The 13930-nt window shown below is 30.5% G+C and carries 10 protein-coding genes; 8 read left to right on the forward strand and 2 right to left on the reverse strand.

The genetic code is table 11. The features are described from left to right. Positions 1 to 20: 20 nt before the first annotated feature. On the reverse strand, positions 21 to 2402 hold the full coding sequence (locus BM072_RS03555) for a TonB-dependent receptor (RefSeq protein WP_092906622.1): 2382 nt from the start codon (positions 2400 to 2402) through the stop codon (positions 21 to 23). Positions 2403 to 2639: 237 nt separating this feature from the next. After that, positions 2640 to 4850: an NADP-dependent isocitrate dehydrogenase gene (locus BM072_RS03560; protein ID WP_092906624.1), complete on the reverse strand. Its 2211-nt coding sequence runs from the start codon at positions 4848 to 4850 to the stop codon at positions 2640 to 2642. A 354-nt stretch (positions 4851 to 5204) separates the two neighbouring features. On the opposite strand from BM072_RS03560, the gene BM072_RS03565 reads away from it, so the two are divergent. The 8 genes from BM072_RS03565 (at position 5205) to BM072_RS03600 (ending at position 13895) form a co-directional block, all read left to right on the forward strand. Beyond that, positions 5205 to 6152: an endonuclease/exonuclease/phosphatase family protein gene (locus tag BM072_RS03565; protein ID WP_092906626.1), complete on the forward strand. Its 948-nt coding sequence runs from the start codon at positions 5205 to 5207 to the stop codon at positions 6150 to 6152. Between the two features lie 28 nt (positions 6153 to 6180). Beyond that, complete coding sequence (locus tag BM072_RS03570; protein ID WP_092906628.1) at positions 6181 to 6654, forward strand: Lrp/AsnC ligand binding domain-containing protein; 474 nt, start codon at positions 6181 to 6183, stop codon at positions 6652 to 6654. A gap of 9 nt (positions 6655 to 6663) precedes the next feature. Beyond that, a complete protein-coding gene (gene deoC, locus BM072_RS03575) occupies positions 6664 to 7407 on the forward strand; it encodes a deoxyribose-phosphate aldolase (protein ID WP_092906630.1) in 744 nt (247 codons plus the stop codon). A 211-nt stretch (positions 7408 to 7618) separates the two neighbouring features. Beyond that, the gene (locus BM072_RS03580; RefSeq protein WP_092906632.1) at positions 7619 to 8482 is read left to right on the forward strand and encodes a helix-turn-helix domain-containing protein; all 864 of its coding nucleotides are present in this window, start codon (positions 7619 to 7621) and stop codon (positions 8480 to 8482) included. A 171-nt stretch (positions 8483 to 8653) separates the two neighbouring features. Beyond that, the gene (locus tag BM072_RS03585; RefSeq protein WP_245752044.1) at positions 8654 to 9082 is read left to right on the forward strand and encodes a hypothetical protein; all 429 of its coding nucleotides are present in this window, start codon (positions 8654 to 8656) and stop codon (positions 9080 to 9082) included. Between the two features lie 207 nt (positions 9083 to 9289). After that, a complete protein-coding gene (locus BM072_RS03590; protein ID WP_245752045.1) occupies positions 9290 to 10060 on the forward strand; it encodes a fimbrial biogenesis chaperone in 771 nt (256 codons plus the stop codon). Between the two features lie 22 nt (positions 10061 to 10082). Next, positions 10083 to 11075, forward strand: a complete 993-nt coding sequence (locus tag BM072_RS03595; protein ID WP_125113493.1) for a hypothetical protein — start codon at positions 10083 to 10085, stop codon at positions 11073 to 11075. Positions 11076 to 11177: 102 nt separating this feature from the next. Further along, positions 11178 to 13895, forward strand: coding sequence for a TonB-dependent receptor (locus BM072_RS03600; RefSeq protein ID WP_092906637.1), 2718 nt, complete (start codon positions 11178 to 11180; stop codon positions 13893 to 13895). Positions 13896 to 13930: the final 35 nt, after the last annotated feature.

Genomic DNA, 13930 nt, shown 5'->3' on the forward strand with positions numbered 1-13930 from the left:
TAAAGAACGCCTTTTTTTGATTATTTTATTTTTTCTTCTAGAAACAATGGTTGTCCTTTTTCATCTATACCTATTATTGTAATAGAGTAATTCTTAGGATTATCGTTGTTGTAATATTCAATTTCTGTTTCATTATTTTGACCTATTTCCATATTTGTATTCCAATACAATACAGTTCTTATATCGTTTGGAATACCGTTATAAAGAGTTTCGTAATCATCATTACTAAAATAAGGAAGCATTTTGTTGTAACCACCAATTTGTATTAAATTGTTTGGTAACATATTATTGTCTAATGTGCTTGGAGCAGTATCTTTTCCTCGTTTTGTATATATCGCAATTGCATCGCCAAGTAATCCAGAACCTTTAAAAACCTTTACCATTGCAATATCACGAACATTAATTGTATTGATAACATCTGCCGAAATTTTCATTTCATTGTAATAAATATTTACTGCAGAATTTCTTATCATAGGTATACTTTCTCCAGATTGTCCTTTTGTTACGGTAAGTCCAGCAACTTTTCCAGCTAAAAAATCTATAATATTGGTGTAACCTTGTACATCTTTGTTATCGTTTACAAAATCAATCACAGTTTCGTTGATACTTTTAAACATTCCTCGACTTAATTCATCGTTCAGTTTTTGTGTTTTTGACTTTTTATCTGCAACAACTACAACTTCTTTTAAACGTATACTTTTATCATTAATGAATTTCTTAATCTCATTATATTTAGCTTGTTTTTTAACATCATTTACAACCGTTTGGTCTTTACTTTCTTCTAAATTATATTTTGTTGGTGGTAAATCTGCAGAAAAACTTGATATTTTATACAACGGAACCACAGATAATACTAAGTTTTTTGAATTTGATGCTTTCGGATTTTCCGAATTCATAAAATAATTAATCGCCATTGGACCATAATAAAATAGATTTGTTAATTCAAAACTACCTTCATAATCTGTTTGTACAACCGTAAAATCTTTGTCATTATCTTGTGTTTTGTACATCAAACTAATTGTCGAATTTCTTAATTCTTCGCCATTTTCAAAAGCTTTAAACTTGTAAGATAAAAATAAATCTGTTGGTTTTGTATTATCTATTGATTGTGTATCTGCCAATTCTTTCCAATCAAATCTTTCCCATTTTTCTGAAATTAATAATGCATCTAAAGCTTCTAAATTGCTATTTTCTCTAAAATATTGTGCTGGATTAGAAATTTTAGATTTAAAATCTCTTGTTAACCATATAGAAGATAATAAATTGTCAACATCTGTATTTTTAGACTCTCTAATAACCGATGTTAAGGCAATTTGATCGCTATTATTTATTTTTATTGTATTTATTTCCCGTGGATTATTGTTTGTTTCAAAAGTAATTTGTGGTTTTGTACTTAATTTATCTTGATTAATAAAAAGTAAACGAGAAGCAATTTCTTGGTCGTTTTCATTAAAAATAGTAATGTTCAAAACGCCATTATGTTTCTCTAAAATTTCTTTAGGAATGATCGTAGAAACTGTTGCAATTTCTTTTACAATTTTAGAATCAAAAATTAACCGATTATTAATTGTTCCAATAATTTTATGATTCAATAATTGATGTTCTAAATCAATACTTTTTAATTGTATAGCAATATCATTTTCATTTTTCGCAATTTTAAGTAAAACTCCATTTTGTTTAACTTCTGGTAAATCTATCGTTTGTTGATTTCCTTTTTCATCACTTATTTTAGCTTGATAAATTTTTCCAACTTCGCCTCTCAAAGAAAAAGTTGCTACATTTTCATCTAAATTCGTAAAAGATGCAAGTTTGTTGGTTGGATCGTTTTTTTCTACAATAAATCCTTCCCATTTTTTAGGTAAATCAGCATAAGAATTTAAGCGAACAGCAAATTTTGTCGTTTGATTTACAATAAAATTTCCACCTTCAGGATTAACAGTTGCATTCCATTTTAAAGTATTATTTGGAACTAATTTTAACTTAGAAATTGGATTATATATTTTGATTTGATCGATGTGTTGTAGTTCTTGAGAGAAAAAATTCATTGCAGTAGTATATGCTCGCACATAATAAATTCCTTCTTCTACTTCTTTTCTCATGGTTAAAGTTCCATCACTTTGTCCATCAACAATAGGAACCAATTTTCTATCTAACAAAGCCTTGTTTTTGTCATATAATTCTACAAATAAATTGGTGGAAATTCGTGTAGGTTTATAGCCATCAAACGTGTAAGCCTTAAACCAAATGTTATCGCCAGCAATATAATCGTCTTTGTCAAATAATAAATAAACTTTTTCTTGTGTGTAATTTGCTTCTAAATTATTGACTGCTGTATCTAGTTTTGATTGTGCAAAATTTGTGATTGTACAAAGAAAGAGTACAACCAAATAAAAATATTTCATGTGAGTTTTTTGTTAATTGAAATTCAGTTTAATCTGAATTCTTAAAAATATTATTAACTTGAATGATAAAAAAATAAACCTTTGTTAAATTTCTTGCCTTTTTAAAGCAAAAAAATCCAAAATCCTTTGATAATGACCTCCAAATGTTAATTATTCTTAAATAATATAAATATTCTCGAATAAAAAAACCACTTCGTTACGAAGTGGTTTTTTATTTATGATAAATTGTGTTCAGAATTAGATTCCGTCAACAATTGTATTTAATGTTGCAGATGGACGCATAGCTGCTGTTGTTTTAACAAAATCAGCTTTGTAGTAACCTCCAATATCTTGTGGTTTACCTTGCGCACCAATTAATTCTTCGTTAATTGTTGCTTCATTTTCTTGCATTGCTTTTGCAACTGGAGCAAACTTAGTTGCTAAATCAGCATCTTTTGTTTGATTTGCTAAAGCTTCTGCCCAATACATCGCTAAGTAGAAATGAGAACCGCGGTTATCGATAGTTCCTAATTTACGACCTGGAGATTTATCAGTTGCTAAGAATTTTGCGTTAGCTTCATCTAAAGCATCTGCTAAAATTTGCGCTTTTGTATTGTTTTGTGTTTGTGCTAAATGCTCTAAAGAAGCTTGTAAAGCTAAAAATTCTCCTAAAGAATCCCAACGTAAATAACCTTCTTCTACAAATTGTTCGATGTGTTTTGGAGCAGATCCACCAGCACCTGTTTCAAACAATCCACCACCATTCATTAATGGAACGATTGATAACATTTTAGCAGAAGTTCCTAATTCTAAAATTGGAAATAAATCTGTTAAATAATCACGTAATACGTTTCCAGAAACCGAAATAGTATCTTTTCCTTCTCTTGCACGTTTCAATGTTTCTTTCATTGCATCTTTAACGTCCATGATACGGATATCTAAACCAGTTGTATCAAAATCTTGTAAATATTTTTCTACTTTTTTGATGATTTGTTGATCGTGCGCTCTTCCTTTATCTAACCAGAAAATTGCAGGCGTATCAGATAATCTTGCTCTGTTTACTGCTAATTTAACCCAGTCTTGAATAGGTGCATCTTTTGTTTGAGACATTCTGAAAATGTCATTTTCTTCAACTTTTTGCTCTAATAAAACAGTTCCGTTAACGTCTTCAACTTTAATCGTTCCGTTTGTAGGCGCTTGAAAAGTTTTGTCGTGAGAACCATATTCTTCTGCTTTTTGAGCCATTAATCCAACGTTAGGAACAGAACCCATTGTTGTAGGATCTAATGCACCATTTGCTTTCATATCGTCTACAACAGCTTCGTAGAAACCTGCGTAAGAACGGTCTGGAATAATTGCTACTGTATCTTCTTCAGCACCATCTTTGTTCCACATTTTACCTCCATTTCTAACCAAAGCAGCCATAGAAGCATCAACGATAATGTCAGAAGGAACGTGGAAATTCGTGATTCCTTTATCAGAATTTACCATCGCAATTCTTGGTCCGTTCGCAATTGCAGCGTCAATATCAGCTTTGATATCCGCTTCTTGTGCTTGACCTTTGATTTTTTCGAATAAATCTGCTAAACCATTGTTTGGATTAACATCTAAAGATTTGAATAAATCTGCATATTTTGTGAAAACATCTTTAAAGAAAGTTTCTACAATTGCACCAAAAATAACAGGATCAGAAACCTTCATCATTGTTGCTTTTAAGTGAGCAGACAATAATACGTTTTTGTCTTTTGCTTCTTGAATTGCTTCTTCAACAAAAGCTCTCAAAGCATTTAAATTCATTACCGAAGTATCGATGATTTCACCAGATTTTAAAGAAGCAGCTTCTTTTAAAACTTTAGAAGAACCATCTGTTCCGTAAAATGAAATTTTATATTCAGTTGCGTTGTCAATTGTAGTCGAATTCTCTGTTCCGTAGAAATCTCCGTTGTTCATGTACACAACTTCTGTTTTACTATCTGCAGCCCAAGTTCCCATTTTGTGAGGATTAGCTTTTGCATAGTTTTTAACAGCTTTTGGCGCACGACGATCCGAATTACCTTCACGTAAAACAGGGTTTACAGCACTTCCTAAAACTTTAGAATATCTTGTTTTGATTGCTTTTTCTTCGTCATTTTTAGGTTCTGCAGGATAATTTGGTACTGCAAATCCTTTTGCTTGTAATTCTGCAATAGCCTCGTCTAATTGAGGAGCAGAAGCAGAAATATTTGGAAGTTTGATGATATTTGCTTCCGGAGTAGTAGCCAAAGCACCCAATTCTGCAAGCGCATCAGGAATTCTTTGATCTTCTTTTAAAAACTCAGGGAAATTAGCTAAAATACGTCCAGCTAAAGAAATATCTGGAACTTCAATTGTTATATCAGCTGTTTTCGTGAATCCTTGTACGATTGGCAAAAATGAATGTGTTGCCAACATCGGAGCTTCATCCGTAAGTGTGTAATGAATTTTTGACATTATATTAAATTTTTTGTGACCATCAATTAATGGTCAATTAAAATACATCTTTTCAATTTTGAATGCAGAATTTGCAAACGATGCAAATATACAAATTTTAACAGATTTAAACCTACCATAAGTCAATCATTTACACGAAATTTAGTATATTTTTAGCATCTAAAATTTCAACCATTCAAGTTGATAATTTATTGGATTAAAATTGTTCAAGTTGATAAGTTTTTGACCGAATAATTCTCAACTTAACTGATAAATTGGATTATTTAAATTTTACTTTTTTAGATTATTATTCAATTTTCCTATTTTTATAAACTTAATATCTTCCTTAATTTCGCAAAAAACTAATTCCTTTTGATGGATAATTTAACAACAATCGCTTTTTATAACGTCGAAAATTTTTACTCAAAAAAAATGGAAGACCAATCTTTTTTACCCGGAAATTATTCTAAATGGAAAGACAGTCGCTACGATACAAAAGTGGATAAAATAGCCTTTACAATTGCCAAAATTGGAAGATTAGAAACAAACGAATTGCCATCAATAGTTGGTTTATGCGAAGTAGAAAACAACGATGTTTTAGAAGATTTAATTAATAATAATCATTTAGTAAATGGCGATTATGACACTGTTTTACATGAATCTTTAGATGAAAGAAAAATAAATGTTGGATTAATTTACCGTAAAAATCAGTTTGAATTAATCGAAAGTCAACCAATCCGAATGGTTTTTAAAGATCAATTTGATGTAAAATCTTACACACGAGATATTTTGTATGTAAAAGGCAAATTTTTTGACGAAATGATTCATTTATTTGTTGTTCATCTTCCGTCTAAAATTGATAAAGAAATCAATCAATTAAAGCGTCAACATATTTTTAAAACTATTAGAAAGAGGATTGATTCGCTTTTAACCGAAAATTATTCGGAAAAAATCATTGTTATGGGAGATTTTAACGATTCGCCAACAAATGATGATTTGCGCGAAGAATTAAACACGCTGTCAAAACAAGAAGAGATAAACGGAAAAGAGTTATATAATCCAATGGTCGGTCTACAGTCTTATAAGCGAGGTTCTATGATTTTTAAAAATCAATGGATGTTGTTTGATCAACAACTTTTTTCGTCTGGTTTTCTAAAAAATGATTCAAAATTAAAATATGTAAAAACGGATATTTTTGACGCAGAATTTTTAAGGAATAGTGGCGGGAAATCAACAGGTTTGCCTTTCAGAACCTTTGTTGGAGGAAAATATTTCGGTGGATATAGCGATCATTTTCCCGTCTATACCATTTTAAAGTATTAAATTTGTAGCGGTTTAATTTTAGGAAAAGGTGAGAATCCACGAGAATGGTCAAGTAGAAATTGATGGAATCGATAAGTTGATTCTGAATGCTTTTATGGACAATGCTAATATTCCGGTCTCTCAATTGGCAAAAGAATTGGGAATTTCGAATACAGCGGTTCATCAACGCATCAAAAAACTTGAAACTTCAGGAATTATTAGTGCTACAAAAGTTATCATAAATCCCGCTGTTTTAGGCTATTCTACCATGTCTTTTGTGGGAGTGTTTATGGATAAACCTTCTTCGTACAAATTAGTGATTAATGCTCTGGAACAAATTCCGGAAGTAGTTGAAGCACACTTTACAACAGGTAATTACGGTATTTTCTTAAAAATATTGAGTCGTGATAATCTCCATTTAATGAATGTTTTGAATAAAAAACTTCAGCAAATTGACGGTGTTACACGAACAGAAACAATTATCTCGTTAGAGCAACCGATAGATAGACAAATAAAACTTTAATATACAAAGATGAGTATTAATCAATATTTAGACTCGACGTATCTTAAAACGCCTGCTCAAGCGGGTATTTCGAACTCGGATACATTAGATATGGTGCATAAGTTAACACAAGAAGCCATAGATAATGAGATATATGCAGTGATGATTCGACCAGATTATGTAAGATCTGTGCGTGCATTATTGGAAGAAAGAAAATCGAATGTTGTTTTGGGAACTGTTATAGGTTTTCATGAGGGCACAAACGATTTGAATGAAAAATTGAGAGAAGCGCAAAGAGCGATTGCAGATGGTGCAGAAGAATTGGATTTCGTAATTAATTACGAAGCATTCAAAAAAGGAGAAATTGAGAAAGTTAAAGAAGAAGTAGAAACAGTAACTTCTATCGTTTTACGCGAAGCAAAAGTGGTAAAATGGATCATAGAAACTGCTGCTTTAACAGACAATCAAATTGTAGAATTAACACAATTAATTCGCGATATTGTAATCAATAAACTTGGTGAAGAATATGCACCAAGAGTTTTTGTAAAATCATCTACAGGTTTTTACAGAACACCAAACGATGAGCCAAATGGCGCAAACGAACATGTAATTAAATTGATGTTAGCAAACGCAGGACCTTTACCTGTAAAAGCATCTGGTGGTGTAAGAACCGCAGAAGAAGCAGAAAAAATGATTGCATTAGGTGTAAAACGTATCGGTACTTCTTCGGCTTTAGCAATTGTAAAAGGAGAAAAAGCAACCGGAGATTATTAAAAACTTCTATTTTTTTAAGATAATAAAGCCTCAGATTTCTGAGGCTTTTTTTATTCATTATAAATTATGAAAAAAGTGAATTAAAATATTTTTCAAATTCATTTGTTTATTATGTTTGCATCCCGTTTTTGTTAACTTGATTTATATCAAGTGTTTTGAATAAAAAATTTAATAATTTTACATATTGAATTGTACAAGAGTTTAGATAATTATGATATTTAATGACGGTGATGTTTATGAAAGAATGAATATAGATGCAGGTTTAGCTGTTTTTGAGCTAGGAAATTATTTTGAGAATGAAGAATGGTTACGTCACTTTTCTAAAAATGATAATTATGGTATTATTTGGTCTGGTACCAAAAAAATGAATCATATTATTAATGGAAAAGAGATTTTAATCCCAAAAAATAATTTTCTTTTTGTTGCGCCAAACGTAAAACAACAATTTATAAAACAGACAAGTAAGTCTGATGCATATTATATTGTCTTTAAACATGAGTTTTATTCAAAATCTATAGCAGAAAATTTGAAACTAGAAAATAGTATACTCTTTTCTACAGATCAAATCAATGTTGTAGAAAACAATATTTGTTCTGCACCAATTTTTGAATCTAATTATATCAAATACTTTTTTAGAAATTTTGACACAGATTTAGATGCCAAATTAGCTCATAATTTGTTAGAGCGCATTATTTTAGATGGTCAAATGCAAACATTTGATTCAAATCAACAACTTATTAATGATGATTATGATGTAGAAATTGCAACAAAATTTAAAAAACTGTTGCAACAAAATGTCAACGATTATAAACAAGTTTCCTTTTATATTGACCGCCTTTTTGTAACGAAAAGAAGATTAGATAAGGCTACTTTGATTATTTTTAAAAAATCTGCAAAAGAAATGATTATTGATGAATTGATGAAGAATGCGAAGATAATGTTGGCAAATTCTAAAATGTCTATAAAAGATATCGCATTGGAACTCAATTTCCTCCAAGAGACCAATTTTACGGCCTTTTTCAAGAAAAATACGGGACTTTCTCCGTCGAAATTCAGACAAAACACTCCGAATTAGTTAGTTAGATTTGTCTCTTTTCATCATTTTTATGTACTTTTTAATCATACAAGACGAAAAAGTCGCTATAAATTTGCACTCGCATTTGGGACATAATGCAACTCTAAAGATAACTACTACCTGATTATTTAACAAATTATTTTACAAAAAATTTTAACAATTTATAGAATTATGAAAAAATCTGCATTTATTTTATCAATTATCATTTGTGCTTTATTCTCAGGTGTAGCAATGGCTCAAACAACAGCTCAAGCAACTTTAAATGTAAAACTTTACCCAATTCAAACGATTCTTATCGGTGGAGATAATACGGTAAATTTAGAATATAAGACAAAAGACGATTATTTAAACGGAGTTACAAGTAAAATGAATGACCATTTGGTTGTTTATAGTACGGGAGGTTTTGCAGTTAATGTGAAGTCTGAAAACGAAGATTTAATCTATACTAAAGATGCCTTAACAAGTAAAATTGCTGCAAATACAATTAACTTACAAGCAACTTTAGGAACTGGAAATCAACTTAATTCATCTACAATGAGTAATGTTGTTTTAGCAAATGCAAACAAAAACCTTATTTCTAGTAATGTTGGAGGAACGTAATTAAAATTTAACGTTGCTTATAACGGTAAAGGAAATAACGATTATGTAAACAAATACTACAACGTAGAAACGCCAAACGTATACACAACTACAGTTACGTATACGATTGAAGCACAATAATATATAAAAACAGAAGTAGTGTTGTAAAACGCTACTTCTCTTTTACTTATGAAGATTCTTCGGTATTTAACACTATTAATTTCTTTTTTGACATTAATATGTGCAAATAAAACAAATGCTCAATCAGGTATTTCAGTCAGTCCGCCAAGGACTTATTTTAGTTTAAACCCTGGTGAAAGCGAACGAAAAAAGATTCTTGTAACCAATGTGAGTGATGTAAATACATTGGAACTTGCCGTTTCTTTTAACGATTGGAAATATGATGATTATGGAACAAATGTAGTTTCAGAACCAAATACTTTACCAACGAGTAGCGCAAACTGGATCACAGTTTTACCAGGAAATACATTAACACTTCTACCCAAAGAATCTAAAGAAATTGAGATTCTAATGCAAGTTCCCGAAAAAATAAATCAAGAAGCTGTACACACTGCAATGATGTATATTACGCAAACTAATCCAATAAATGGAGCAAATAAAAGTGGCGAAAATATAAAAATATCAATCAGAACGGGTGTTAAGATTTATCAACGATTTAATACTGGTCGAGAACAAAACATCGAATTCACTAATTTTGAATTTAATAAAGCTGAGAATGAATTGGTTTTAAAAATTGAAAATGAAGGAAATGTTTGGGGCGAAGGAACAATAAAAAACGAAATCATTAACCAAGAAAACGGGAAGCAAATTATTTTGCAAGATGTTGTTTTTTATAGTTTACCAAACGACAAGCGAATTGTTTATATACCTTTGCCAAAAGACTTGGAGAAAGGAAGCTATATTGCAACGTCTACTTTAAGTTTGGGTGATAATGATAATATTAAAATTGCTGAATTGAGTTTTTCGAATGATAAATAAAATTTACAAACAATATATTTTGATGACAATATTTTTATTGTCATCTCTTTTTGTATCTGCACAATTCACAATCAATGCGCATAATTCTGGTTGGATTCAGGTAAACGGGAGCAGCGGTGTTACAGTAAAAAATATTGCTGTTTTACAATTGCAAATGAATGGTGCTTTAAACCATAAAAACTGGTCAATAGTTGGGCGAGTTGTTTCGCCAATTGTAAATACTCAGAAAAAAGAATTTCCACCCGAAAAGTTAAAACTTAAGTTTAGTAACTATACAACCGAGCAATATTATGCCGAAAATTACCCAACATTAGCACAAATTGGTGTTAATCAAAGTAGTATTCCGATGAGTTTTTCACCTGTTTATTTTATTCGTAATTCACCTTTAACTATTAATACGCCAAGCGGTCGTTATGGTAGTATTCGTCTTAGTTACGATATTATTATTGATGCAGGAACGTATCTAAATGCATTAAAATCTTGGAATAATTATACCATTCAATTAGAATTTTCTATTCTTAATGAATTTGGAAATATAATTAGTACAAGCCCTTTTTCTGTTGAAATGCAAATTAGTCCAAACGGTAATTTTGATCCTGTGTCGTCAGTTTCAATAGTAATCGATGGTTCTGCTGCAAACGGTGAATTGGTTTTTAATAAAATGCAAGATTATGTAAACGGCGTAAAAAAAGAATATCAAAATGGATTAAGTGTTTCTTCGGATACACCTTATGACATTCAAGTTTCTTCGATGAATCAATTTTTACAATCTTCATCAGCCGATAATTTGCAATTAAATTCGGTAAAAGTTCAATTAAAAGATACGGAAACCAATAAGTTGTCAAACGAAGTAAGTTTATCTAATTACAACCAATCACTTATTTCGAGTCCATCCAAAACAAGTTCAAAAAAATACACAATTATCTATTCTACTACACCATCAGATAGTAAAATTTTGAACAGCAAACCAGGTAATTATTCAACATCATTACTGTACACAATTACACCATTGTAACCATAAATGCACTCTTTTTTATTCCATTTTAAAAGCTATTTCTTTACACTGCTTATCTTTTTATGCGGGCTAAATTTATATGCTCAAAATTCTAGAAATGGATTGGTATTTACGACAACAAAAGATATCGAGATAAAAGATGACAATGTATTTACGGTTATCATGCAATTCGAAAATACCACAAATGATACAATTGATGCGCGGCTTAAACTAAAACTTCCAGCTTCAATCCGTTCACTTAGTCAAGACGATTTAAAGATTAAAATCAATCCATCCAAAAAAGCATTTATTCCACTAAAATTTGTGGTGAATAAAGCGCAAACGGCTGGTTTAGTTACATTAGATTTTAATATTATTGATTTTAAAACGCAGCAAGAAATCACAAATTCTACAACCAAAGTTTCGATTTCTTCTAAAAAAAGCATCAAAATTTTCCCGAATCAAACCAATATTTTTTATAGACAAGAAGGCGATTCGATTCATTATGAATTGAAAGTAATGAATATGGGAAATCAGCCCGAAAAAATCTTAATTACAAATGTTTTTCCAGATTTTAAAGGAAATTTTACTTCCGAAAGTAAGCGTATAAATATTGATGCATTTGAAGAAAAAAATATTCGTTTCTCTAAATATGTAGACCGCGATATGATGAAAATTGAAATGTATCAAGCCAATGTTTCTGCTTATTTTGAGAATGGAGATTTTGCTGGAAACGTTTTTTTTATGATTCAGAATGCAAGTTCTAACCGTGTTTTTGTCGATCCAAAAAACTTAAATCAAGCGTGGAGCAATCAATCTACAAATTATGTTCGGATGACGACGCGTGATATTGGAACTCGAAATACGAATTTTAATTTGATGGCGCATCAAGAATTTTCTGTCGGATTGAATGAGTTTTCCTATAATTTGAATGGAACAAGTTGGCAACACGATCAAGATATGATTTTGTCGGATTCTTGGGTAAAATATCAGCGCAATAACAAAGGTGTTGTTTTGGGAACAATTAGCAACAACGATTTTGATATTCCGATTAATGGACGCGGAATAATGTTGTTTAATAATTATGATAAAAACGACAACCGAATTGTAGTTGGTACGGCCGAAAAAAATTATAATTTATTAGATGATTTAGATAAAAATCGATTCAAAAATAGTCATACAACTTTTGCAAATACTCGATTTTTAATCAATGGCGATAATGAGCTTGAAACAACTGCATTGTTTGATAAAAATTATTCAACAACCAATTTTATTTTAACCAACGGTTACAAATGGTCGACACCAAATAAATGGAATCATGCATTAAAATTTGGATACGGTTTTTCTAAATTTAAGGAAACAAATGATATCGAAAATTCGTTGTCTATAGCTGCAAATATATCGGGAAGTATCGGGAAATATGATTTATATAGTTCCAATTATTTTAGTTCTGGTTATTATCCTGGGACTAGAAAAGGCGCTTTATATCTTAATCAACGTATACAACGTGCATTTAAAAAAACATCGTTATGGACGTCTTTTACCTTGACAAATAATAATCCGAAAGCAATAGATCCTTATTTAATTAATTATACAAACGCAAACGAATCGAAGGCTTTGCGTGTAGAAACTGGAATATCATTTAAAGTTGCAAATCAATTTAATGTTTCAATTTCGCCAAAGTTGAATATAGAAAAATCGACAATTTTAGATATAGAAACATTTACATATAATCCAATTCATTTCAAATCTGGTTATTTAAATGGTTCATTTTCGTGGTTATCAAATTCTCGCAGCCATCAATTGGTTTTTAATGCGCTTGGAGGATTTTCTGAACTAGAAGAACAAAATAAATTGGAGCCGATTGCTTATGGTCAATTAACCTGGAATTTTAAAAATTTTCAACTTAATTCATCTTATCAACGCGGAAGTATTATGATTGCCGAAATTTATTCGACAAATAATTTAGAGCATCAATTAGAACGATTTAATGCTTCGGCTAGTTTTAGACAAAGTTTTTTCCGTCAAAAATTAAATACGTCATTAAGTGGTTATTATAGTTCTGATAAAAATTTTGGAAATACCTACACTTTTGGCGCAACGGTAGAATATCAACCAATTGATAATTTAACGGTTAACGCGCAATTAAATCACAGTACATATAATGCGCGAATGATGTATACAAAACAGTCTTATTTGCAAGTTGGGGTACAGTATAATTTGCCTGCGAAACGTGCAGTTACAGGAGTTAAAGACGGAACATTAGATTTGTTTGTCTATTATGATTACAATGCAAATGGTGTTTTTGACGATGGCGATAAAGTGGCTGATAATCGTACCGTAAAAATTAATGATACCAATTTTATTACAGATTTAGAAGGAAATGTAAAATACAGAAAAGTGCCTTATGGCGACTATTTGATTACATTGCCTGGACAAAAATGGTTTGCGCAAGATTATCAAGTTAATATCAATACAAAAAACACGAAAATTTCAATTCCAATGCAACTTACAGGAATTGTTCGTGGAAAAATTGAGTACGAATTAACGTCGAAATTAGAATATCAAGTCACATCAAATTTATTTGGTTTTACCTTAATTTTCACCAATGATAATGGACAAACATTTACGGTTAAAACAAATGATAGAGGAGAATATACAGCCTTTTTGCCAGTAGGAAATTATACATTTTATATCCTTGAAAAAAGTATGCCCGAGCATGTTTTTGCTAAAAAATATTTGAATAAAGTGACCGTTTTGCAAGAGCAAAATATAGATTACGAACCACTAGTTCTGAAAATAAAAGAACGAAAAGTGAATATAAAACGTTTTGGGAATTAATTGTAAAAATTGATTTATTTTGCAATAGATTTTAA

This window comes from Algoriella xinjiangensis (assembly GCF_900115015.1).
Classification (GTDB): domain Bacteria; phylum Bacteroidota; class Bacteroidia; order Flavobacteriales; family Weeksellaceae; genus Empedobacter; species Empedobacter xinjiangensis.

Coding starts and splice junctions, on each gene's coding strand:
- BM072_RS03595 (WP_125113493.1), top strand. CDS start 10,083: ATGACAATATTTTTATTGTCATCTCTTTTTGTATCTGCACAATTCACA.
- BM072_RS03560 (WP_092906624.1), bottom strand. CDS start 4,850: ATGTCAAAAATTCATTACACACTTACGGATGAAGCTCCGATGTTGGCA.
- BM072_RS03580 (WP_092906632.1), top strand. CDS start 7,619: ATGATATTTAATGACGGTGATGTTTATGAAAGAATGAATATAGATGCA.
- deoC (WP_092906630.1), top strand. CDS start 6,664: ATGAGTATTAATCAATATTTAGACTCGACGTATCTTAAAACGCCTGCT.
- BM072_RS03585 (WP_245752044.1), top strand. CDS start 8,654: ATGAAAAAATCTGCATTTATTTTATCAATTATCATTTGTGCTTTATTC.
- BM072_RS03555 (WP_092906622.1), bottom strand. CDS start 2,402: ATGAAATATTTTTATTTGGTTGTACTCTTTCTTTGTACAATCACAAAT.
- BM072_RS03565 (WP_092906626.1), top strand. CDS start 5,205: ATGGATAATTTAACAACAATCGCTTTTTATAACGTCGAAAATTTTTAC.